We start from the raw sequence: 22,267 nt of genomic DNA on the forward strand, positions 1-22,267 counted from the left end.
GCACGACAGGAGGGAAAGATGAAGATCGAAGCTGCGCCCATCGCCGCCGCCGCGCTGCTGGCCGACGATGCCGAACGCGACGCCGAGTCCGCCGAAGCCGCGCCCGTCGCGGAGCAATTGTCCTACGACGACCTTCTGCCGTATCTGCTTCTCCCGATGGCCGGGGCTTACTGAAAATTTGCCGAGGCAAGTCATGTTCATGCGCGACGGCGTCACTTACGAGTTTCATCATCTGGGCATTCCCACCAGCGAGCCGCGCGCGGGCGAGCGCTACAGCGCGCAGTTCCGCATGTACACGAGCGACGCCGAATGCGCTCGCCTGCGCGTGCAATATCACCGGTTCGAGGAAGGCAGCCCGCTGCCCGAATCGCTGCGCACCGTTCCGCACGCGGCGTTCAAGGTCAGCGACCTGATGAAGGCGATCGAAGGCGAAACCGTTCTTCTCGGCCCGTATGAGCCGATCGACGGCTTTCGCGTCGCGGTGATTCAGGATGGCGAAGCGCCCGTCGAGCTGATCGAAACCACGCTCAGCGACGAACAGATCTGGGGCCGCGCGAAAAGCGGAGAGCAGGCGTCGCTCTACCGGAAGGTTTGATGCGTCGTGTTTGTTTCATGGAGCCGCGGGCGTCCGCTCGACGCCCGCGTAGCCATCGCTCAGGTCGTGACACGCGTGATGCCGCCGCTCGACAGGAGCCGCACGCGTTCGCCGGCGTAGAACATCCGGCCGTCGGCGGCCTGCGTGATCGCGCGCAGATCGCCGTTGTCCAGCCGCACGGTGATTTCCAGGCCCTCGTGGCGCTCCATGCGGTTCTGGACCTGATCACCTGCCACCGCGCCCGCGATGCCACCGATCACGCCCGCGAGCAGCGAGCCGTGTCCTTCGCCTATCGCACTCCCCGCGACCGCGCCGAGCAAACCGCCGCCGATCGCGCCGTACGGAGCCGGCCGGCCGTCGTTGTTTTCGATCGTCACGCCGCGCACGCTTTCCACCGTCGCCATACGCACGGTTTCTTCGTGTTGCGTCTGCATGCTGTTGTAGACGTCGGCCGAACTGCCCATGGATGCGCAGCCGCTCATGCCCACCGTGCAGGCGACGGCCAGCGCGCATACCGCGATAGTCGATTTGTTCATGTTCTTCTCCTCGGGTCGAACGATGATTGATTGGATTCGCTCGCGATCCGTTGAGCGCGGCGCCATGGAAAGCATCGTAAAGAGCCCGAATGAGCCGGGAATGAGGAGATGCGCCGCGCTTGACCGGCATGTGTGAAGCGCTTATACAGAACTCTCACCGCTCGCGGCCGGAGTCCTCGATGACAAGAAACGCGATTCCCCTTGTGGTTTGCGCCGTTGCGCTCGCCGCCTGCTCGACGCACGGCGGCAACAACGATTCGGGCGCTTCGCCCGCCGCGGTCTCGTCGACGCTTCCGCCCGGCGGCGTCTACAAGGGCACGTTGAAGGGCAGCAGCACCGAAGCCACGCTCCTCATGTTGTTCGACGGCACCGCCTATCTCTTCTACGGCAGCGCGGGCGGTCCTCGTCTGGCGGGTGTCGCCGTGGCGACTGGAGGGACGCAGACGGGCAACGGGCGCTTCGTCAGCAACTCGGCATTCGACTATCGCGTCGGCCGGCCGCCGGCCATGCCCGCCGTGTTCAGCGCGGACTTTTCGCATGCGCCCGCCGTCGATGGCGCGGTCACCGGCAAGGACGGCGGCGCGGGCCTCGCCTTCACTGCAAGCGTCCTGCCGATGCTCGACGTCGCCCCGAGCCGCGCCAATGCGGGCGGCCTGTACAGCGGGCGCGGCATGTCGGTGGATGGAACCACGCAGACGCGCATCACCGTGGCCGGCGACGGCTATCTCGCGGGCACGACCAATCTGGGCTGCATCTTCAAAGGCACCGTCGCGCCGCACGAAGGCGCGAACGCCTACGACATCTCGGTGACCTTCGGTCCCGCGCCCTGTCCGCTCCCCGACGCGACCGTGACCGGTAACGCGGTGCTCGACAGCGCGCGACTGATGATCGCCTTGCCCGCGCCGGACCGCGCGAACGTGTTTCTCTTCGACGGCCGGAAATAGGCGCCGCCCGCGCGGGTTCGCGCCTTCGAAAATCGGTAATCGAATGCTTACATGGGCGATTTCTATCCTAAGATTGTTCTCACCGCAGTCAGCGTGGTGACATTTCCTCCAGTCGTTTCCGTGGTTGCGGGCTGCGTGCGTCGGCGTGAGTAGTCGTGTCGTTCAGTGCAATTTCCAGAAGCCTTGCATGGGACCGGACGAAAGCGCCAACGCGCCCGCCCCGGTCGACAACAACAGGAGACGAAACCAGATGAAAGCAACCCTCAAGCTTTTGCCTTTGGCTATCGGTGCGATGTTCGCCTGTCTGCCGTCCGCGAATGCGGCGCAGGACAATGTCAACGCGCTGTCGAATTTCCGTCAGACCGGCAACTCGGCGCCGGCTGAAACCATCCCGCAGACCGGCAAGACGGCCGATGCGCTGCGCAAGAACCTCGAAGAAATCAAGCTGCCGCCCGGCTTCAAGATCGAACTCTATGCCGTGGTGCCCGAGGCGCGCGCCATGGCGATCGAGCCTTCGACGGGCGTCGTGTTCGTCGGCACGCGCAAGAATCGCGTGTGGCAGGTGACGGATCGCACCAAACAGCGCGTCGCGAGCGACGTCGGACAGTTCGCCGCGTCGGTGACCTTCAAGGTGCCCAATGGCGTGTGCTTCTCGCCGGACGGAGTGCTTTATGTCGTCGAGCAGAATCGCGTGCTCGGCTTTCCGGCGGCGCAGTTTTTCGGCGAAGGCGGACCGGATGTCGCCGCGGCGGTCGTCGTGCCGCAGGGCAAGCTGATCCCGACGCAATTCGAAAGCTTCAACCACGGCGCGCGCTACTGCCGCGTCGGGCCGGACAAGAAGCTCTACATCGCGCTCGGCCAGCCATGGAACGTGCCGCCGAAGGACAAGCTCGCCGAACTCGACCGCAACGGGCTCGCGGGCATCATCCGGATGGATCAGGACGGCAAGAACCGCGAAACCTACGCACACGGTGTACGCAATTCGGTCGGCTTGGACTTCAATCCAAAGGACAAGACGCTGTGGTTCACGGATAACCAGGTCGACGGCATGGGCGACGACACCCCGCCGGGCGAGCTGAATCACGCGACCAAGGCGGGCGAGAACTTCGGCTTCCCGTGGTACGGCGGCGGCAAGGTGCGCACCGTCGAGTACAAGGATCAGAATCCGCCCTCGGGCATCGTGTTCCCGCAGGTCGAGTTCGCCGCGCACGCCGCCGACCTCGGCATGTCGTTCTACAACGGCAAGATGTTCCCGCAGAAGTATCAGGGCGGCATCTTCGATGCTGAGCACGGCTCGTGGAACCGCACCAAGCCGATCGGCGCGCGCATCATGTACATCCCGATCAAGGACGACGGCACCGCGGGCGAGGCGGAAGTCTTCGCGGAAGGCTGGCTCACGTCGAGCGGCGAATACATGGGCCGCCCGGTCGACGTGCAGATGCTCCAGGACGGCTCGCTCCTCGTCTCGGATGACTATGCGGGTGCGATCTATCGCATTTCGTATACGGGGGCCAAATGAACGCCGCGCTGACGGCGGCCGTGGCGATGTGTGCGCTGGCGGCGGCGTCGAGCGCGGCGCTCGCGGCCGGCGACGTCAAGGCCGGGCGTGCGAAGGCGACGCAGTGCGCGGCGTGCCACGGCATCGACGGCATGTCGAAGCTGCCCGAGGCGCCCAATCTGGCCGGCCAGACCGAGGAATATCTCGTCAAGGCGCTCAACGACTTCCGCTCGGGCGAACGCAAGAACGAAATGATGACGATGATGGCGAAAACCCTGTCGGACGCCGATGTCGCCAATCTGGCGGCGTACTATCACAGTCTCGGCAAGCAATGACGACAGCTATTTGTCAGCAAGTGTTGTAGATTCGCTGCGGACCAAACCCGATTGCGATTTTTTTTGTTTTAGGTGTTGACGCGGAGACTTAAGGGTTTATACTTACACCTGTCTCCTCCATGTCTCAACCGATGTGGATTCAAGCCCGCTCAATGAAGCGGGCTTTTTTTTCGCCTTTTTTCCGGTTTGCCGGAGCCCGGGGCTAACTGCCGTCCGGCACGTCGCCACGCAGTTCGGCCTCGATCTGGTCGATGGAAGGCAGCGTCGTTTCCAGCGAAGCCGGCACTTCCCGCAGCAGCTGATACTCGGCTACGCCCATCGGCTTGGCGACGCCGCGCAGCGCATATTCCGCGACCAGGCGGTTCTTTTCCTTGCACAGCAAGAGCCCGATGGTCGGCTGATCGTCGGGGGCTTTCAGTTGCGCATCGACAGCGGAGAGGTAGAAATTGAGCTGGCCCGCGTATTCCGGCTTGAAGGGCGTCGTTTTCAGCTCGACGACCACGTAACAGCGCAGCTTGAGGTGATAGAACAACAGGTCGATGAAGAACTCGTCGCCGCCCACCTCCAGCCGATACTGCCGCCCGACAAAGGCGAAACCCGCGCCCAGTTCCAGCAAAAACCGCGTGATGTGCCGCGTGAGCGCCTGCTCGATGTCGCGCTCCTGCGCATTCTCGGCGAGCCCGAGGAAATCGAAGATGTACGGGTCCTTGAGCGCGTCGCGCGCCAGATCGGATTGAGGCGGCGGCAGCCTTTCGCTGAAATTGGTGACGGCGCTGCCGCTGCGCGCGTGCGCGGCGGTTTCGATCTGCATCACGAGCACCTGCCGCGACCAGCCGTGTTCGAGCGCTTTCGCGGCGTACCAGCCGCGATCGTCGGGATTTTTCAGCTTGTCGAGCAGGGTGCAGAGATGGAACCACGGCAATTGTGCAGCAGGCTGCTGCACAAATGTCTCGTCGGGCCACGCCTGAGCCAGCGCGCGCATGTACTTGAGATTGCGCGGCGAGAAGCCCCGCATGTCGGGGAACGCCGCCTTGAGATCGCGCGCGAGCTGATCGACGACGCCTGCGCCCCAGCCCTGACGCTGCTGGCGCTCCAGAATATCCCGCCCGATTTGCCAATACAGCGTGACCAGCTCGCGGTTCGCGCTCGCCGCCGCGCGCTGGCGCGCCCGTTCGACGCGCAGTTTCAGTTCGGCGAGCCAATGCCGGTAGTCGTCGCCCCACGCGCTGGGCAGTTTGGCGGTCATGCGGTTCCTGGTCCGACGCCGGTTGTCATGGAGCGGCCATTATCGGCGGATTCGGGCTTTCGGAACATGGCTGCCGTGCTGCCGCGCCTTCTCCGAGGCGCGGTCTCACACGGGTTCTGCTTTGTTCTATCTGGCTGGTCTCTCGCGACGCCCCTTGCGACTGGCTTGGGGGTTTCTTTCCCAGGCTCTTCGGCCTCGATTCTTGTGTGTCGGGGTGGTCTCCCCATCGCGTCCTTCACGAAGGTCTTCGATCTCGGCTTATCCACAGTTTCCGTGCACAAGGCTGTGGATATTGTTCTTGCTACTACCGCAACATGTTGATTCGAAACTGCTTACATCCAACGCCCTTCTTTACGTCCGCCCCGGTGTCCGCCGCGCGCTCCCCAGCGCGCGCCGAATTCGGTCAGTCGCCCTGGGGCATGCACGACGCCAGCATCGCGTCGAAGCGGTTCATCTCGGCGCTAAAAATCGATTGCGGCGTCGTGGCGCTCAGTTCGTCGGCGGCGGAGCGCGGCAGCGCCATCGCGATCGTGGCCGTCGCAAGCAGCGCGACGATCATCGACATAAACCAGGAAAAGAGAACCATGGCCAACCTCGTCAGGAAAAATCTCTCTGAATCGGCGCGCATGAACGTCAGCGCGTGATGTGAAGAGTAGAGCCGCGCGACGCATCGCACAGCCCTCCGGACGGGGGGACTTGAAGGGGGGTGACTACCGACGGAGCCGCGGCGCGGGGACCGGCGACACATTCTGCGCGTGCGCCGCCGCTTCCTGCGCCCGCATCGCACGGAGAAAGCCCGCGCGCTCGCGCAGGCGGCTCCAGTATTGTGCGATGGACGGCGCGAAACGCTCGCTCAGGCCGATGAGCTCCGCGAGCATCAGCGCATAGCCGACGGAAATGTCCGCTGCCGTGAAGCGGCCCGCGCACAGATACGGCTGTGTCTCCAGCAATGGCGCGAGTGTGCGCAAGCGCGCGTGGAACCAGCGCGCGTAATCCTCGACGACCTGCGGCTGCTGCCGCTCCGGCGGCTCCAGATGCGTATAGCGCAACACGAGCGTCTGTGGAAACGTGAGCGTCGCCTCACCGAAATGCAGGAAGTTGAGATAGCGCCCGAAGTCGGCTTCGTGCGGCGCGACGTCGAGCACGCCGGGCGAATAGCGCGCGGCCAGATACTGGCAGATCGCCGCCGATTCGGTCATGAAGAGCGCATCGTCCTCCATCGCGGGAATCGTGCCGAGCGGATTCACTTCCATGAACGCGCGCGCCAGCACACGCGGCGGAAACGGCAGCATCTTCAGCTCATACGGCACGCCGATCTCTTCCAGCGCCCACAGTGGCCGGAACGAACGCGCGCTCACGCAATGATGCAGCGTAATCACCTCGGCTCTCCCGCCGCTCAGCCCAGCCAGGACGGCTTGCGCTTTTCCAGAAAGCTGCGCACGCCTTCGCGGCCTTCGTCAGAAGCACGGATACGCGCGATGCGCTCCGCCGTCTCCGCGATCAAGTTTTGATCGATGTCCTTGCCCGCGAAATCCGCGACGAGCTGCTTGCACTCGCGCACGCCGTTCGGACTATTCGCGGCGATGCTCGCGGCGATCGCGTCGACGCGCGCGTCGAGCTGATCGGCGGCGACGGCTTCATGCACGAAGCCCAGACGCAGCGCTTCGGCCGCATCGAAACGCTCGGCTGTGACGAAATAGCGATGCGCCGCGCGAGCGCCCATCGCGCGGATCACGTACGGCGCGATGGTCGCGGGCATCAGGCCGAGCTTCGCTTCGGAAAGGCAGAAGTGCGCCGCATCCGCCGCGACCGCGATGTCGCAGACGGCGACCAGGCCCATGCCGCCCGCGTAGGCGTCGCCCTGCACGCGCGCGATGACCGGTTTCGAACAGGCGTAGATCGTGTTGAGCATGGTCGCGAGGCCGAGCGCGTCGGCGCGGTTTTCCGCTTCCGAATAGCCCGCCATGCGCTTCATCCAGTTGAGATCGGCGCCCGCGCAGAACGCCGGGCCGCTCGCGGCGAGCACGATGACTCGCACGTTGGCGTCGTCGTTCAGTGCGCGAAAGGCGGCCGTCAGTTCGACGATGGTCGCGTCGTCGAAAGCGTTGCGCACGTCGGGGCGATCCAGCGTCACGCGCGCGACGTACCCTTCGATGCCGAGCTTCAGGCGTTGCAGATTCGGTGCGTCGGTCATGTGTCGTCTCCCTGCTGCACTTGAATTGAGCTTCGCTCAATTTGTTGAGTCTTCGCGGCTTGCGCATTTCGAGAAGTGTCGACGAAAAACGTTCCTACGGTCAACCCAATTCTTTGAGCAAGACTCACAAATGGCGGGCAAGTCAATCATCCGACCAGAACGATGATCGACATGTCACAGGGTGAGCGTGCGCCGCCGCAATATAGTCGTATATATTACGGTGCTTGCCCGACGGCACGGCCACACGCTCGCGGCCTGTCACATGCGTCGTCCGAAGTCGATTCCATAACCAGAATGTCAACTCGATTCAAGGAGCTTCACGTGAAGATTCGTATTTTGCGCGCTTTGCTTACCGCGTTCGTTCCGCTTGCCGCGGGCATCGCCGCAACCTCCGCGCTGGCCGGCGAAGTGCAGGTCGCGGTCGCGGCCAACTTCACGGCGCCCGTGCAGGCCATCGCCGCCGACTTCGAGAAGGACACCGGCAACAAGGTGATCGCGTCCTTCGGCGCCACGGGCCAGTTCTACGCGCAGATCAAGAACGGCGCGCCCTTCGAAGTATTCCTCGCCGCCGACGACTCCACGCCCGCCAAGCTCGATTCCGAAGGCGCCACCGTGCCCGGCAGCCGCTTCACCTACGCGACCGGCGCGCTCGCGCTGTGGTCCGCAAAAGACGGCTATGTCGACGACAAAGGCGAAGTGCTGAAGAAGAACGACTTCAAGCACATCGCGATCGCCAATCCGAAGGCCGCGCCCTACGGTCTCGCCGGTTATCAGACGCTCGACAAGCTCGGGCTGACCTCGGAGATCAAGCCGAAGGTCGTCGAAGGCCAGAACATCTCCCAGACGCAGCAGTTCGTGGCGACGGGCAACGCGGAACTCGGCTTCGTCGCGCTCTCGCAGATCTACAAGAACGGCAAGATCACGAGCGGCTCGGCGTGGATCGTACCCGCCGATCTGCATGAACCGATCAAGCAGGACGCCGTCATCCTCAACAAGGGCAAGGACAATCCCGTCGCGAAGCAATTCATCGAATACCTGAAGGGTCCGAAGGCCGCCGCGGTGATAAAGTCCTACGGTTATCAACTGTAAAAATCGATTGATGCCGCTCGATAGCGCCGATCTGCAAGCCATCACGCTGACGCTCGAACTGGCGTCGCTGACGACGGCGCTTCTGCTCGTCGTCGGCACGCCCATCGCGTGGTGGCTCACGCATACGCGCTCGAAACTCAAGGGCATCGTCGGGGCGGTCGTCGCGCTGCCGCTCGTGCTGCCGCCGACCGTCATCGGCTTCTATCTGCTGGTGCTGATGGGTCCGAACGGCTACGTCGGGAAAATCACTCAGGCGCTGGGCATCGGCCTGTTGCCGTTCACCTTCGCCGGGCTCGTCGTGGGCTCGGTGATCTACTCCCTGCCGTTCGTCGTGCAGCCCCTGCAAAACGCATTCGAGGCGATGGGCCGGCGTCCGCTCGAAGCCGCCGCGACTTTGCGCGCCGGACCATGGGACCGGTTCTTCACGATCGCGCTGCCGCTCGCGCGGCCCGGCATCATCACCGCGACGATTCTCGGTTTCGCGCACACCGTGGGCGAATTCGGCGTCGTGCTGATGATCGGGGGCAATATTCCGGGGCGCACGCGCGTCGTGTCCGTGCAGATCTTCGACCACGTCGAGGCGCTCGAATACGCGCAGGCGCACTGGCTCGCGGGCGGCATGGTGGTGTTCTCGTTCATCGTCCTGCTGCTGCTTTATTCGGGCCGGCGTTCCGTGACGGCTCATGTCTGAACTCACTTCCTCCCGTTCGACGGTCGCACCCAGGCGCGCCGAGGCAAGCGCGGCCATCGAAGCGCGCTTTCTCGTCGAGCAAGGCGGCTTCACGCTCGATCTCGATCTCACGCTGCCCGGGCGCGGCGTCACCGCGATCTTCGGCCATTCCGGTTCCGGCAAGACCACGCTGCTGCGGTGTCTCGCCGGACTCACGCGGCCGCGCGAAGGCCGGCTCGTCGTCAACGGCGAAGTCTGGCTCGATACCGCGCGCCAAGTCTTTCTGCCGACGCACAAGCGCCCGCTCGGCTATGTCTTTCAGGAAGCGAGCCTGTTTCCGCACCTGAGCGTGAAGAAGAACCTGCGCTTCGGTCTCGACCGCGTGAAGCCGGCAGAGCGGCGCGTCGATCTTTTGCAGGCGGCGGAACTGCTCGGCATCGGGCATTTGCTCGAGCGCATGCCGGCGGGTCTTTCGGGCGGCGAGCGGCAGCGCGTGGGCATCGCGCGGGCGCTCTTGACGAGTCCGCGTCTGCTGCTGCTCGATGAACCGCTCGCCTCGCTCGATCAGAAACGCAAGCTCGAAATCCTGCCGTATCTCGAACGCCTGCACGACGAGCTCGACATTCCGATGCTCTATATCAGCCACGCGCCCGAAGAAGTCGCGCGGCTCGCCGATCACCTCGTGCTGCTCGAAGGCGGCCGCGCGCTCGCGAGCGGCCCGCTCTCGGAGACGCTCGCGCGGCTCGACCTGCCGCTCGCGCTCGCCGACGACGCATCGGTCGTGTTCGAGGGCGTCGTCGATACGTTCGACCGCGCGTATGGCCTGCTGACGCTCGCGTTGCCCAACTCGGGCGCGAAGCTCACCGTCGTGCACGCACCGCTGGCCGCGGGCAAGACGATGCGGGTGACCGTCAAGGCGCGCGACGTGAGTCTGATCACCGGCGCGCACGAGCAGCATCACAGCAGCGTGCTGAACGTGCTGCCCGCGACGGTCGTCGATATCGCGAAGGACGCCAATCCGTCGCAGGCAGTCGTGCGCCTCGATGTCGACGGCTCGCCGCTGCTCGCGCGCGTGACGCGCTATTCGCTGGACCGGCTTTCGATCGTCGAAGGCATGCGGGTCTGGGCGCAGGTGAAGGCTGTGTCGCTACTCGCCTGAGCGAGCCTTCAACGCCGCGTATTGCAGCAGCATGATGGTCTTGCCATCCATGATCTCGCCTCGTTCGATCATGGCCAGCGCCGTTTGCAGCGGCACTTCGATCGTTTCGATTTCCTCGCCCTCTTCCTCCACGCCGCCGCCGTCCGACACGCGCATGGAACTGTCGTAGTCGCCCAGATAGAAGTAGAGCTTTTCCGTCACGGAGCCGGGGCTCATGAACGCCTCGAAAATCTTCTCGACGTGATGCACGCGATAACCCGTCTCCTCTTCGACCTCCGCGCGAATGCGCTCCTCCGGCGACGCGTTGTCGAGCAGCCCGCCGGGCGCTTCGATCAGCATGCCGTCGTGGCCGTTGACGAACGCGGGCATGCGGAACTGGCGCGTCAGCAGGACGTTGCCCGTCTTGCTGTCGTGCAGCAGGATGGTCGCGCCGTTGCCCCGGTCGTACGTCTCGCGGCTCTGACGCTGCCAGACGCCGTCGCGGCGCTGAAAATCGAAGATGACTTTTCTGAGCACATACCAGTCGTCCGAAAGGACTTGAGTCTCGAGAACGCGGACGCGGTCTTTGGTTTCCATCGCTTCACCTGTTCGACAATTCAGTGCGCTCATGGTAGCGTGCAGTTTCGTGCAATATCAAGCAAATTCGTGCAAACCTATGTTGACCAGCCAACGCAAGAAAGCCATTCTCGACGCCCTCAGGCGCGACGGACAAGTGCTCGCCACGGAACTGAGCGCAAGCTTCGGGGTGTCGGAAGACACAGTGCGGCGGGACCTGCGCGAACTCGCGGCCGAGGGATCCTTGCAGCGCGTGCATGGCGGCGCGCTGCCCGCGTCGCCGGCGGTGGCATCGTTCGCGCGTCGCGAGGAGATGGAATCGGGCGCGAAACGGCGCATCGCCCGGAAAGCGGCGGAGATGATCGCGCCGGGACAAGTCGCGATCATCGACGGCGGCACCACGTCCGCCTTGCTTGTAAGCCAGCTCCCAGAGCATCTGCGCGCGACCATCGTCACGCACAGCCCGAGCGTGGCGGTCGCGCTGGCCGCGCATCCTTCGCTCGAAGTCGTGCTGATCGGCGGCAAGCTCTACAAGCATTCGATCGTCACGGTGGGCGCGGCCGCCGTCGAAGCCATGTCGCACATTCACGCGGACATCTACTTCATGGGCGTCACCGGCGTGCATCCGACAGCCGGTCTCACCACCGGCGATTTCGAGGAAGCGCACATCAAGCGGGCGCTCGCGGCGCGGGCGGCCGAAACCGTCGTGCTGGCGTCGGCGGCGAAGCTCAACGCGGCGTCGGCGTACCGGATCGGCGGCATCGAAATGGCGCAGACGATCATCGTCGAGGAAACGGCCGATGCGAAGCTCGTCGAGCCATTCGAGCAGGCGGGAATCACCGTGCTGCGCGCCTGAAATCACTACACTTTATTACCGGGTAACACGCCGAAAAATACCGGCGGCAGCGTGTAATTGAAATTCCACCGCAACTGGAATAGCGTTGATAGATGCGCCGTTTCCAGTCAACAGCGGAGGTCGGATTTCCGTTATAGCCATCGACTCGGCAAACATTTTTTCTGGAGAAGGTCGTGAATCGCCTGAAGGCTTTTGTCGCGCTCTCGCTGATCGCGAGCGCGGGGGTCGCCGCCAACGCATACGCCTGGGGTCACGTCGGCGTGTGGGTCGGCGGGCCCGTGTATTACCCGTATCCGGTCGCGCCCGCGCCGTATTACTACTATCCGCCGCCGCCCGTAGTGGTCCAGCAGCCCGCCGCACCGACACAGTATGTCGAGCAGGGTCAGCCGGCCGCCGATCCTGGCGCACCGCCCCAGCAGCCCGGCACGTGGTACTACTGCGACTCCGCGAAGGCCTATTACCCGTACGTGAAGCAGTGTGGCGAAGGTTGGCATCCGGTTCCGGCAACTCCGCCGTCGAACTGATGCTCCCGGCCCTCCGAACTCCGACCAAGAAGTGAATTTGCAAGAATCCATGAACTACTCAAGGCTCGCGCTGCTCCTGGCGGCAATCGGCGTAACCGGCCTTTCGGCCTGCACCGTGATGCCCACGGGACCCAGCGTGATGGCGCTGCCCGGCAGCACCAAGACGTTCGACCAGTTCCGCGCCGACGACAACTCGTGCCGGCAGTTCGCGCTCCAGCAGGTGGGCGGCGTGGATGCCAACCAGGCGGCGACCAACAGCGCGGTGGGCAGCGCGGTGGTTGGCACCGCGATCGGCGCGGCGGCGGGCGCGGCGTTCGGTGGCGGCACCGGCGCGGCCATCGGCGCGGGTGCGGGTCTGCTGACCGGCAGCGCGGTCGGCATGGGCACGTCGCAGGCGTCGGGCTACAACGTGCAGCAACGTTACGACTACGCGTATCTGCAATGCATGTACGCCGCGGGCGACAAGGTGCCCGTGCGCGGCGCGGCGCATACGGTTCCGCAGCAGCCGTCCGGCGCGTATTACACGCCGCCGCCGCCACCACCGCCGCCCGGATGGCAGCCGCCGCCGGGGTCGTACTAGCGCTCTTCGTCCCCGCGAGCGTCAGCGCTCCGCTTTAGCGCCGCATCCGCCAGGCATGGCCTCCGGCGAGCGGCGTCTCGGGCACGAACGCCGGCGCGACGAACAGGCCGATCACCCAGCCGACGTAAAACCGCAGGTCGCTCCACAGCTCGCTCGTCTCGTAGATGCGAAACGACGCGACATGCGCAAGCGATAGCAGACCCTGCAACGCGCCCGTCAGCACGATCCATGTCAGCGCGATGATCGCCGTCGCGCGAGCGCATCGCCGGAACGTCGATGCATCCCATTGCTCGCGCACGATCACGCAACCGGCAATCAGTATAAAGACTGCCGGAATCACGCTGGTCAGCACGGCGCGCAGCTCCCACGCGAACATCGTGCCGATCAGATAGCCCGCGATGATCGCCAGCACGGCGACCGTCCACGCGAGCCACTTCGGTCCCCGTGCGGCCATCCACGCGATCGTGATGAGAAACGGAATCGCCGCCCATTGCAGCGCCTGGGACACGGCTTTCGCCAGATTCTGACCCGCCTGCGCATTGCCGTGGCTCGCCGCGACATACACGGTGATCGCCTCGTGCACGCACACCGCGACCACCGCGAAGCTCAGCGCTTCGCACGCGGCGTATGCGGGCGTCTTCGGCTCGCGTTCCGCGTGATGCGTGCCGAGCGCGCGCAGGCGCTCCAGCAGCGGTTCGACGAAAAACGCGAGAATCGCGCCGATCAGCAGCGCCGCGGCTGCATCGGTGAGGGAGAAATGGCCGAAGAGCGAGAACAGGCCCTGCCACAGGAATTCGGGCGCGGCGGCGCACACCGCAACCCACAACGCGAAGAAAAACCCATTTGCAACGCGCTTCGCCGGCATGGCCACCTCGGTGCGTATTTACTCCGGCAGCGGCGCGTCCTTCACGTGCCCGATCAGCGCGGCGCGCACGCGGGCGCGCAAATCGTGGGGAATCGCAAAGCATTCGTAGGCAAGCGCCTGCGCAACGGTCACGACCTTCAATTCTTCATAGCGCCTGCCGCTGCCGATCATCGCTTCGAACGCGTTGGCGCGCTCGTTGATTTCGATGGGATCGGCATCGACAAGCAATACAGCATGCGCGAGGACCGCGTAAAGCGGTTGTTCGCCTGCGCTTCCGGAAGCCTGCTGCACGCGCCGCCAGTATTGCGCGGTGCCGGCGATCTTCCGGGCGTCTTCTCCGGGGCCCCACGCAAGATTGAAGCGCCCGTCGCAGAAGGAGCCTTCGACCGCTTGCCAATGCGTCAGCACGCCGAGCGGAGTCAGCGCATCCGCGATGATTTTGCACAGATGCACGTAGACGGCTTCCGAGCGCGCACCCATGGGCGCACGTACCGGATACGCCAGGCTCAGATTGAGAATGCCCGGTCCTTGCGGCACGAGCCCGCCGCCCGACAGCCGCAGCCACACCGGACAGCCGCGCCGCGCGAAGGCCTCGCGCGCGTCGGCGAGCGGCGCGTAGCGCTGATAACTGCGCGGCACGACCAGCGAAACCGGCGCATCCCAGACGTGCGCGACGGCGTGGCCGGCGGCGGCGCGCGCAAGGAGTGTTTCCTCCGCGTCCAGCGGATCGCCGGAAAGCGAAGCGGAATCGATCAGTTCGAAGGACATGGAATCGATGTCGGGGCGCGTCGCGGGCGACGCCATCCACGCATGGTAGTCAATAACCGTGAAAAACGAGCGCGCCCCGCCGGCGGCCTGCCCGGCGAGGCGCGCGACGTGAAACGACCGAACGGTCAGCCCTTTCCGACGTGCTCCTTCAGCAGCGCGTTCACCTCGTTGGCCTTTTCCATCTGACTCATGTGACCGGCGTCGTCGAACACGCGCACGGTCGCGCCTTCCGGGGCATTCTTCGCGTGCGCGGCGGGAATGATCTGGTCTTTCCCGCCCCAGATCACGAGCACCGGCTTGTCCGCCGCCGCCAGCTTGCCGCCCGGCTGCGAGGCCTGCTTTCCGCCCGCGAACAATCCGCCATTGAGCGATGTCAGCGCGTCACTGACGCCGTCGAGCCGTTTGTACTTCAGCAGATCATCGAGCATCTGGCGGCTCACCAGTTCCGGATTCGCGAACAGCAGTTCGACCACCGGTTTCAGTTCGCGCCTCGACTCCGCCGTCACGAAGCCTTCGGTGTAGGCGTTGTTCACTTCATCGCCGAAACCGGTGGGCGAAATCAGCGACAGCGATTCCACGCGCGCAGGCTGATCCACGGCCATTTGCGCCGCGATGCCCCCGCCCATCGAATGGCCGACGAGATGCGCTTTCTCCAGTTGCACCGCGTCCATGAACTTGCCGACGAACGCAGCGAGATCGGCGAGCGTCGTGCCCGGCACCTTCGGCGTCGACTGCCCGTGGCCGGGAAGATCGAGCGCGAACACGCGGTTCTTCTCGGCGAGCGCATCGAGATTGAAGAGCCAGTTGTCGAGATCGCCGCCGAAGCCGTGGATGAACAGCACTGCCGGTCTGCCCTCGTTCTCGCCGCCGCGCGAGGCGTAGCGCACGCGGATGCCGTCGACATCGACGAAGTGATAGGCCGCCGCTTCCTCGCCCGCTTCCTCGTCTTCGGCGGGCGTCACGTAGGACGAGACATAGGCATCGATATCGGCGTCGCTGACTTCGGACGGCGCGAGCACGCCGAGCAGCGCCTTCACCGGCAGCGTATCGCCCGCCTGCGCGACCTTGCGGCGCAAGAGGCCAGCGTCGGGCGCTTCGACCGCGTTGGCGATCTTGTCGGTTTCGACATCGAGAATCGGCATGCCGACGGTGATTTCCGTACCCTCCTCCACGAGCCATTCGTTGACCGTGCCTTCCTTCATCGACAAGCCCCACTTGGGCATGACGATCGGTGTGATTGCGGACATCAGTGCTTTCCTCCCTTCATGGTTTTTCGTGCGGCGTCGGCGATTTGCGCGGCGCTCGGAATGTACAGATCTTCGAGCGTCGGCGAGAACGGCACCGGCGTGTGCGGCGCGCAGACCATCTCAATGCCAGCCTTCAGCGCGCCGAAGGCCTGCTGCGCGACCTGCGCGGAGATATCGGTGGCGATGTTGCAGCGCGGATTCGCTTCATCGACGACGACCAGCCGCCCGGTGTTCTCGACGGTTTCCAGCACCGTGTCGATATCGAGCGGCGAGAGCGTGCGCAGATCGACGACTTCGGCCTCGATGCCTTCTTTCGCGAGCGTCGCCGCCGCTTCGAGCGCGCGATGCACCATCAGGCCATACGTGACGATGGAAACATCCTTGCCGTCGCGCACGATGTTCGCTTCGCCGAACGGAATCGCATACGAGTTCTCCGGCACTTCGCCTTCGAAGCCGTACAGATTCTTGTGCTCGCAGAAGATGACGGGATCGTTGTCGCGGATCGCCTGGATCAGCAGTCCTTTGGTGTCGTAGGGCGTGCTCGGGCAGACCACTTTCAAGCCCGGAATATGCGTGAACACCGAAGTCAGCATCTGGCTGTGCTGTGCCGCCGCGCGGAATCCGGCGCCAACCATCGCGCGAATCACGACGGGCGTTTCCGCCTTGCCGCCGAACATGTAGCGGAACTTCGCCGCCTGATTGAAGATCTGGTCGAAGCACACGCCCATGAAGTCGATGAACATCAGCTCCGCGACGGGACGCATGCCGCACGCTGCGGCTCCAATCGCCGCGCCGACATATGCCGACTCCGACAGCGGCGTGTCGAGCAGCCGGTCGCCGTGCTTCGCGTAGAGTCCCTTGGTCACGCCGAGCACGCCGCCCCACGCGTCCTTCTCGCCGTCCGCGCCGGCGCCGCCGACGATATCCTCACCCAGAATGATCACACTCGGATCGCGCTGCATTTCCTGATCGAGCGCTTCGTTGATCGCCATCTTCATGCTCAGTTTGCGGGCCATGATTGTCGTCTCCAGGATTTAGTATTTGACGTAAACATCGGTGAGCAGATCGGCGGCGGTCGGCAAGGGCGCGTCCTTCGCTTCCTGCACGGCGTGGTCGATCAGCGCGGCGACTTCCTTGTCGATCGCGTCGAGCTCGGCCGGCGCGATCACATCGGCTTGCGTGACGGCGTGCGCGAATTTCTTCAGGCAATCCTTGTTGTTGCGGATGTCGTCGAGTTCGCCGGGCGCGCGATAGGTCTGCGCATCGCCTTCGAAATGGCCGTAGAAGCGGATCATCTTGCATTCGAGCAGCGCCGGGCCGCCGCCTTCGCGCGCGCGCTTGATGACTTCGCCCGCGGCTTCGTGGACAGCGAAGAAATCGGTGCCGTCCACCGTCACACCCGGAATGCCGAAGCCCGCCGCGCGATCCACGTAGCTATCGACCGCCGTGCCGTAGTCGCGCGCCGTCGATTCCGCGTAGCCGTTGTTCTCGATCACGAAGATCACCGGCAGATTCCACACGGCCGCGAGATTCAGGCTTTCCAGAAACGTGCCCTGATTCGATGCGCCGTCGCCCGCGAAGGTGATGCCCACTTCGCCCTTGCCGCGGAACTTCGCCGCGAGCGCCGCGCCGCAGATCAGCGGCGCGCCGGCGCCGAGAATGCCATTCGCGCCCATCATCCCTTTGGACAAGTCGGCGATATGCATCGAGCCGCCCTTCCCGTTGCACGAACCGCCCTTCTTGCCGTAGATCTCCTTCATCATCGCGACCGGATCGACGCCCTTCGCGATGCAATGGCCGTGTCCGCGATGCGTGCTCGCGATCCGGTCGCCGTCGTTCAGATGGCTCATGATGCCGACGCCCGCCGCCTCCTCGCCCGCATACAGGTGCACGAAACCGGGAATGTCGCCGCGTCCGAAATCGACGTGCAGGCGCTCTTCGAAATCGCGGATCGTGCGCATCTTGCGATACACGCCCAGCAGTGCTTCCTTCGAAAGCGGCAAGCCGCCCGCATGTTGCGTCGCTGTCATCTCTGTCTCCTTCGTTGGGTTGGTCTAGCGGGTGTTGCGGGTGTTGCTTCCAGGCCGGCGCATCAGCCCGGACGCCGCCGCGTAGCGCATGCACGCGGCCACATCGATGCTGCGAAAGGCGTTTTCCCTGAGCGTGATCGTGACTTCGTCGTCGGGGCCGAAGGCGAGCTCGCGTTCGCCGTCGAGCGCGACGATGCCGGTGCGCTGCTTCACGCGATGCGGCACGCCATCGGCCAGGCGCACCCAGCTCGCGATTGGAACCGGCTCCGTCATGCCCGGCGCGATCGGCGCGCACAGGTCGAATTCGCCTGCGCCGGGCGCGGCCAGTTCGACCGCGAGACCGCCGGCTTCATGCCGTCCGAGCGGTTCGAGCAGACCGGCGATCGCCGACATGCCGATCGCCTGCGGATCGGCGTAAGAGACATAGACGGCGGCGAGCGTGTCGATCTTCCACAGCGCCCGCGCGCCGATGAAATGCTCGTGCGAGATCACGGCGTCGACCAGCGCGATATCGCGGCGCACGTTGCCCTTGCGGTCGCGAATCTCGATGTCGAGCCGCTTGTTCGACGCGAGCGCATCGCGCGCGGGAACGCGGCCGGTCGCATAGAGCGCGGTCGCGAGTCCGACAATGGTCGGCTCGCGCATTTCCGGATAGGCGTTGTTCGTGCCGGTGGACAGCCCCGCGATCGGCACCTGGCCGCACTCGCGCACCACCGCGCGATGCGTGCCGTCGCCTCCGAGCACGATGAGCGCATCCACGCCGGTCTCGCGCATCATGTGCGCGGCGCGGAAGGTGTCGTCGACGCGCGCGGTCACCGGCATGTCGAGAAACTCGACTTTGGCGAGGCCGGCGTCGGGACCGTGCTTGCGCGCGAGATGGCGTTCGAGCATGACTTTCAGGCCTTCGCGATCCGGCATCATCAGCACGCGCCCGACGCCGCACGCCGCAAGCGACGACAAGAGCCGCAACACGATGTTCACGCGATCCGCGAGCTGCAGGCTGTTCGCGTTCGCGATGACGCGGCGAATGTCGCGCGCCGAAACAGGATTGGCGATGATGCCGACGAGCGGCTGTGCGCCTTCACGCATGCCCGTGTCTCCGTTGTGTGTTTTGTGCGGCGAATAAAGGCAAGCGCCATGCCAATCGAGCGAAGGCGTTCAGGCGCGAAAAAGCGCGGGAATACCCGAAGAAAACGAGGGTGTACGGGGCGCCGCCGTGACAAGTGTCACAGCGGCAGGTGTATCGGTGTGAACAGGCGTAACGCGGAAGTTCAGGGTGTTTCAGTGTCCGCCCGCGTCGCGCTGATTCGGCGACTTGATGCCATAGCGCGCCATGCGCCGGTACAGCGTCATGCGGCTCACGCCGATCTGCCTTGCGACGGCGCTCAAGTTCCAGCTTGCCGCGCGCAGGTACTGCATCAGCAACATGCCTTCGGGCGGCAGACGGTGCGGGTCGAACGGCTCATCGGCGATGCGCGCGGGCGGCTCCGCCTCGATGGCCGCGACCTCGCCGAATCCTTCGGGCAGGTCATCGACATCGATCAAACCGTTCGAGCACACCGCGCGCGCGTAACGCAGCACGTTGCACAGCTCGCGCAAATTCCCCGGCCAGTCATGCCGATGCAGCCGCTCGCGCGCCGCCGGCGTGAGCGTCGCGGCGCCGTCGAGCAGCTTGGCGATCAGCCAGTCGAGATCCGTGCGGTCGCGCAGCGGCGGCAGCGTGAAGCGCGCGCCGTTCAGGCGGTAGTACAGATCTTCGCGGAAGCGTCCGTCCTGCATCAGCGCGTCGAGCGAATGATGCGTCGCGGAAATCACGCGCACGTCGACCGAAACGGGCCGCGACGCGCCGATCGCCAGCACCTCGCCTTCCGCCAGCACGCGCAGCAGACGCGATTGCAGCTCGCGCGGCATGTCGCCGATCTCATCGAGAAAAAGCGTGCCGCCGTCCGCTTCCTGGATCAGCCCGCGCTTGCCCTTCGGACCCGCGCCCGAGAAGCTGTTCGGCAGATGCCCGAACAGCTCGCTTTCGATCAGCGTCTCGGGAATCGCCGCGCAGTTCACCGCGACGAACGGCCCCGCGCGACGCGCGCTCGCGCGATGCAGCGCCTTCGCGAAGAATTCCTTGCCGCTGCCGGTCTCGCCGTTGACGAGCAGGTTGATCGGCGAATCGACGAGCTTCGCGGCGCGCTCCAGTTGGCGCGTGAGCGCGGCGTCGCCACCGGAGAGAGCGGCGAGCGGCGCGGGCACTTCGAGCGTGCGCGTGGCGCTGGTGGCCGCGCCTGGACTAAAGCACGGCGCGGGCGGCATCACGCTGAGATACAGCAGCGCGCCCGATTTCGCGAGCGGCACCGCGCGCAGCTCGCTCGGCCGCGAATAGACGAAGCGGCCCAGCTCCTCGATGCGCGCCTCGAACAAGGTGTCGAACGGCACGCCGATCAGCGACGCCGCCGCGGCGGACACCGCGCCAGGCGCGATGGGCCGGCCGATTTCCGCCGCGAGCATGGCATGCGCGCGCCGGTTGTGCCCGACAATGCGCCCGCTCGCATCGAGCGCGATCAGATATTCGGGATTCACATCGACGAATTCGGGCGACGAGTTCAGCTTCAGAATCCAGTCCTGCCGATGCGTGCGCAGGAAGTTCGCGTTCTCGATATGGCCCGCATAGATGCGCACGAGTTGCAGCGCGAGGTTCTGGCTGTCGCGCGCTTGCGGCGAGGTGAGCGCGGAAATGTCGAGAATCGCGGCGAGCGCGCCGCGCGAATCGTAGAGCGGCGCGGCGGTGCAGGTGAGCGGAATGTGCGTCGCGTCGAAATGATCGACCTGGTGAACCGTCAGCGCCTGGCCGGTCGTGAGCGCGGTGCCGACCGCGCAGGTGCCCGCGCCGGCTTCGCTCCACTCCGCGCCGAGATATAGGCCCGCGCGGCGCAACGCGGAATCGGTGCTGGCGTCGCCTATGTAATCGACCGTCACGCCGAGCGCGTCGGTGAGCAGCACGACGTAGCCCATGCCGGCGACCTGCTCGTAAAGCGTTTCCAGCCCATGTCGCGCGATGCGCGCGAAATCGTCGATACGCTGCTGATGCTCGCGCAGGCGCGTCTGCGGCAGGATGCGCGCTTCCTGCATGCGCGCCGGGTCGAGCCCGTACTGATGCACGCAACGCCGCCACGAACTCTCGATGATGCTCTCATGCGTGCGCGGCGGCGCGGGCGCGGACACGACCGGTTCCGCCCGCGTGGTCGCCGCGACGACTGCCTCGATGTGCTCGCGTTGCCGCATGTCCATCGTGCTCTCCTTGTCTCCTTTGCATCGCGGATCGGGGCATCGATTGGGGCATTTATTGGCGCATGGCGGCGCGCTTTGGTTGTGATCGCCTCCTCGAATGCTCTTTTGCTGCGGCGCGCGAGGGCGGGATTCACCGATTCGCACGGCCGTGTAACAGGCCATATGATGCTCGAATCGGCAGAACGCGTCATGCGGCGAAAGCGCTGCGCCGCAACAAAAGCGCCCGCCGAGCAACCAGCGCATTACAACGAAAAAACCACGGAGATAAGCAATGACGAGAATCGCCTACGAGGATTTCGAGCGGCAGGTCGTGCAGCATCACCTCATCAAGGGCAACGTGTACGAGAACGGCGCGGCGCTGGTCGAGCGCGCGAACCGGTGGATTTCGGAGAACGGCGTCGACGTGCTGAACGTCGAGAGCCTCTCGACGTTCGGCGCCGGCGACGATACCAGCGTGAGCCACTGGTATTCGGGCATTCGCGTCTGGTATCGGACGGCGTAAGGAAGGTTTCAGCCGCGGCCGACGAACGGCATCTTGGTCGCCATCACGGTGTGGAACAGCACGTTGGCTTCGAGCGGCAGATTCGCCATGTACAGCACCGATTGTCCGACGATCTTCACGTCCATCATCGGTTCGATGGCGATCTCGCCGTTCGCCTGCGGCACGCCCTTCGACATGCGCGCTGCAAGCTCCGTCATCGCGTTGCCGATATCGATCTGGCCGACCGCGATGTCGTACTTGCGGCCATCGAGCGAGGCGGATTTCGTGAGGCCTTCCACCGCGTGCTTCGTCGACGTGTAAGCGGCCGAATTCGGGCGCGGCGCAGTGGCCGAGATCGAGCCGTTGTTGATGATGCGTCCGCCCATCGGCGTTTGCGCCTTCATCGTGCGGAACGCCTGCTGCAGGCAATAGAACATGCCGTTCAGATTCACGTTCACGACGCCCTGCCATTGCTCCGGCGTCCAGTCTTCGAACGGCCCCGGCGGATTCGACACGCCCGCGTTATTGAACAGCAGATCGACGCGGCCGAAGCGCTCGACCGCCGCCTTGAAAAGCTTTTCGACCGATTGCGGATCGGAGACATCGGTGGGCACGGCGAGCGCGCGCTCGCCCGCGTTGGCTTCGTCGATCACCGCATCGAGCGGCGCGGGACGCCTTCCCGCCAGTACGACCGACCAGCCGTCGCCGAGCAGGGCCAGCGCCGCCGCGCGCCCGATGCCGCTGCCCGCTCCGGTGACGATGGCGATTCGTTGAGACTGGTTGGCTGCGTCGGACATGTCGGCGTTCTCCTGT

General features: G+C 65.0%; 26 protein-coding genes. 12 read left to right on the forward strand and 14 right to left on the reverse strand.

Annotation, left to right across the window (positions count from 1 at the left end; translation table 11 throughout):
* Positions 1 to 18 precede the first annotated feature (18 nt).
* Together AWB79_RS40240 and AWB79_RS32730 are read left to right on the forward strand one after the other, a co-directional pair.
* Positions 19 to 174 (forward strand): hypothetical protein, encoded by a 156-nt coding sequence (locus AWB79_RS40240; RefSeq protein WP_198399144.1) that lies wholly within the window; start codon positions 19 to 21, stop codon positions 172 to 174.
* Positions 175 to 193: 19 nt separating this feature from the next.
* Complete coding sequence (locus tag AWB79_RS32730; RefSeq protein WP_061171600.1) at positions 194 to 595, forward strand: hypothetical protein; 402 nt, start codon at positions 194 to 196, stop codon at positions 593 to 595.
* Positions 596 to 654: 59 nt separating this feature from the next.
* Here AWB79_RS32730 and AWB79_RS32735 read toward each other — a convergent pair whose 3' ends face one another.
* The gene (locus tag AWB79_RS32735; RefSeq protein ID WP_061171638.1) at positions 655 to 1,131 is read right to left on the reverse strand and encodes an outer membrane lipoprotein; all 477 of its coding nucleotides are present in this window, start codon (positions 1,129 to 1,131) and stop codon (positions 655 to 657) included.
* Positions 1,132 to 1,310: 179 nt separating this feature from the next.
* On the opposite strand from AWB79_RS32735, the gene AWB79_RS32740 reads away from it, so the two are divergent.
* From AWB79_RS32740 to AWB79_RS32750, 3 genes are all read left to right on the forward strand, one after another.
* The gene (locus tag AWB79_RS32740) at positions 1,311 to 2,075 is read left to right on the forward strand and encodes a hypothetical protein (protein ID WP_061171601.1); all 765 of its coding nucleotides are present in this window, start codon (positions 1,311 to 1,313) and stop codon (positions 2,073 to 2,075) included.
* A 250-nt stretch (positions 2,076 to 2,325) separates the two neighbouring features.
* Entirely contained in the window at positions 2,326 to 3,594 is a 1,269-nt protein-coding gene (locus tag AWB79_RS32745) for a PQQ-dependent sugar dehydrogenase (RefSeq protein WP_061171639.1), read from the forward strand.
* On the forward strand, positions 3,591 to 3,908 hold the full coding sequence (locus tag AWB79_RS32750) for a c-type cytochrome (RefSeq protein ID WP_082862544.1): 318 nt from the start codon (positions 3,591 to 3,593) through the stop codon (positions 3,906 to 3,908). Before AWB79_RS32745 ends, AWB79_RS32750 begins: the two co-directional genes overlap by 4 nt.
* 202 nt (positions 3,909 to 4,110) lie before the next feature.
* Here the strand turns inward: AWB79_RS32750 and AWB79_RS32755 are convergent, their stop codons facing one another.
* From AWB79_RS32755 to AWB79_RS32770, 4 genes are all read right to left on the reverse strand, one after another.
* Positions 4,111 to 5,154, reverse strand: coding sequence for a PDDEXK nuclease domain-containing protein (locus AWB79_RS32755; protein WP_061171602.1), 1,044 nt, complete (start codon positions 5,152 to 5,154; stop codon positions 4,111 to 4,113).
* 403 nt (positions 5,155 to 5,557) lie between these two features.
* The gene (locus tag AWB79_RS40245; RefSeq protein ID WP_198399148.1) at positions 5,558 to 5,782 is read right to left on the reverse strand and encodes a hypothetical protein; all 225 of its coding nucleotides are present in this window, start codon (positions 5,780 to 5,782) and stop codon (positions 5,558 to 5,560) included.
* A gap of 82 nt (positions 5,783 to 5,864) precedes the next feature.
* Positions 5,865 to 6,533, reverse strand: a complete 669-nt coding sequence (locus AWB79_RS32765) for a glutathione S-transferase family protein (RefSeq protein ID WP_061171604.1) — start codon at positions 6,531 to 6,533, stop codon at positions 5,865 to 5,867.
* 17 nt (positions 6,534 to 6,550) lie between these two features.
* Complete coding sequence (locus AWB79_RS32770) at positions 6,551 to 7,348, reverse strand: enoyl-CoA hydratase/isomerase family protein (RefSeq protein ID WP_061171605.1); 798 nt, start codon at positions 7,346 to 7,348, stop codon at positions 6,551 to 6,553.
* A gap of 321 nt (positions 7,349 to 7,669) precedes the next feature.
* Here AWB79_RS32770 and modA point away from each other — a divergent pair, with 321 nt between their 5' ends.
* Genes modA through modC form a run of 3 tightly spaced genes read left to right on the forward strand, consistent with a single transcriptional unit; the run spans position 7,670 to position 10,266 of the window.
* Positions 7,670 to 8,437, forward strand: coding sequence for a molybdate ABC transporter substrate-binding protein (modA, locus tag AWB79_RS32775; RefSeq protein WP_198399145.1), 768 nt, complete (start codon positions 7,670 to 7,672; stop codon positions 8,435 to 8,437).
* Between the two features lie 10 nt (positions 8,438 to 8,447).
* Complete coding sequence (gene modB, locus AWB79_RS32780) at positions 8,448 to 9,128, forward strand: molybdate ABC transporter permease subunit (protein ID WP_061171606.1); 681 nt, start codon at positions 8,448 to 8,450, stop codon at positions 9,126 to 9,128.
* Entirely contained in the window at positions 9,121 to 10,266 is a 1,146-nt protein-coding gene (gene modC, locus AWB79_RS32785) for a molybdenum ABC transporter ATP-binding protein (RefSeq protein WP_061171607.1), read from the forward strand. Before modB ends, modC begins: the two co-directional genes overlap by 8 nt.
* Here modC and AWB79_RS32790 read toward each other — a convergent pair.
* A complete protein-coding gene (locus tag AWB79_RS32790; RefSeq protein ID WP_061171608.1) occupies positions 10,255 to 10,842 on the reverse strand; it encodes an NUDIX domain-containing protein in 588 nt (195 codons plus the stop codon). The genes modC and AWB79_RS32790 overlap by 12 nt on opposite strands.
* Positions 10,843 to 10,873: 31 nt before the next feature.
* On the opposite strand from AWB79_RS32790, the gene AWB79_RS32795 reads away from it, so the two are divergent.
* From AWB79_RS32795 to AWB79_RS32805, 3 genes are all read left to right on the forward strand, one after another.
* The gene (locus AWB79_RS32795; protein ID WP_074169464.1) at positions 10,874 to 11,677 is read left to right on the forward strand and encodes a DeoR/GlpR family DNA-binding transcription regulator; all 804 of its coding nucleotides are present in this window, start codon (positions 10,874 to 10,876) and stop codon (positions 11,675 to 11,677) included.
* Between the two features lie 173 nt (positions 11,678 to 11,850).
* Complete coding sequence (locus AWB79_RS32800) at positions 11,851 to 12,201, forward strand: hypothetical protein (protein WP_061171610.1); 351 nt, start codon at positions 11,851 to 11,853, stop codon at positions 12,199 to 12,201.
* Positions 12,202 to 12,250: 49 nt separating this feature from the next.
* Positions 12,251 to 12,781, forward strand: coding sequence for a YMGG-like glycine zipper-containing protein (locus AWB79_RS32805; RefSeq protein WP_096031648.1), 531 nt, complete (start codon positions 12,251 to 12,253; stop codon positions 12,779 to 12,781).
* Positions 12,782 to 12,815: 34 nt separating this feature from the next.
* Here the strand turns inward: AWB79_RS32805 and AWB79_RS32810 are convergent, their stop codons facing one another.
* From AWB79_RS32810 to AWB79_RS32840, 7 genes are all read right to left on the reverse strand, one after another.
* Positions 12,816 to 13,646, reverse strand: coding sequence for a hypothetical protein (locus AWB79_RS32810; RefSeq protein WP_232471092.1), 831 nt, complete (start codon positions 13,644 to 13,646; stop codon positions 12,816 to 12,818).
* 18 nt (positions 13,647 to 13,664) lie between these two features.
* A complete protein-coding gene (locus AWB79_RS32815; protein WP_061171643.1) occupies positions 13,665 to 14,414 on the reverse strand; it encodes a lipoyl protein ligase domain-containing protein in 750 nt (249 codons plus the stop codon).
* 125 nt (positions 14,415 to 14,539) lie between these two features.
* The gene (locus AWB79_RS32820) at positions 14,540 to 15,661 is read right to left on the reverse strand and encodes an acetoin dehydrogenase dihydrolipoyllysine-residue acetyltransferase subunit (protein WP_061171612.1); all 1,122 of its coding nucleotides are present in this window, start codon (positions 15,659 to 15,661) and stop codon (positions 14,540 to 14,542) included.
* Positions 15,661 to 16,677: an alpha-ketoacid dehydrogenase subunit beta gene (locus AWB79_RS32825; RefSeq protein ID WP_061171613.1), complete on the reverse strand. Its 1,017-nt coding sequence runs from the start codon at positions 16,675 to 16,677 to the stop codon at positions 15,661 to 15,663. The genes AWB79_RS32820 and AWB79_RS32825 overlap by 1 nt, the downstream gene beginning before the upstream one ends.
* An 18-nt stretch (positions 16,678 to 16,695) precedes the next feature.
* The gene (locus AWB79_RS32830) at positions 16,696 to 17,691 is read right to left on the reverse strand and encodes a thiamine pyrophosphate-dependent dehydrogenase E1 component subunit alpha (RefSeq protein WP_061171614.1); all 996 of its coding nucleotides are present in this window, start codon (positions 17,689 to 17,691) and stop codon (positions 16,696 to 16,698) included.
* 24 nt (positions 17,692 to 17,715) lie between these two features.
* Complete coding sequence (locus AWB79_RS32835; RefSeq protein ID WP_061171615.1) at positions 17,716 to 18,780, reverse strand: ATP-NAD kinase family protein; 1,065 nt, start codon at positions 18,778 to 18,780, stop codon at positions 17,716 to 17,718.
* A 192-nt stretch (positions 18,781 to 18,972) separates the two neighbouring features.
* Complete coding sequence (locus tag AWB79_RS32840; RefSeq protein WP_061171616.1) at positions 18,973 to 20,973, reverse strand: sigma-54-dependent Fis family transcriptional regulator; 2,001 nt, start codon at positions 20,971 to 20,973, stop codon at positions 18,973 to 18,975.
* Between the two features lie 271 nt (positions 20,974 to 21,244).
* Here AWB79_RS32840 and AWB79_RS32845 point away from each other — a divergent pair, with 271 nt between their 5' ends.
* Positions 21,245 to 21,475 (forward strand): hypothetical protein, encoded by a 231-nt coding sequence (locus tag AWB79_RS32845; protein ID WP_061171617.1) that lies wholly within the window; start codon positions 21,245 to 21,247, stop codon positions 21,473 to 21,475.
* 8 nt (positions 21,476 to 21,483) lie between these two features.
* Here the strand turns inward: AWB79_RS32845 and AWB79_RS32850 are convergent, their stop codons facing one another.
* Positions 21,484 to 22,251, reverse strand: coding sequence for an SDR family oxidoreductase (locus AWB79_RS32850; RefSeq protein ID WP_061171618.1), 768 nt, complete (start codon positions 22,249 to 22,251; stop codon positions 21,484 to 21,486).
* Positions 22,252 to 22,267: the final 16 nt, after the last annotated feature.

The organism is Caballeronia hypogeia (assembly GCF_001544875.2).
Classification (GTDB): Bacteria; Pseudomonadota; Gammaproteobacteria; order Burkholderiales; family Burkholderiaceae; genus Caballeronia; species Caballeronia hypogeia.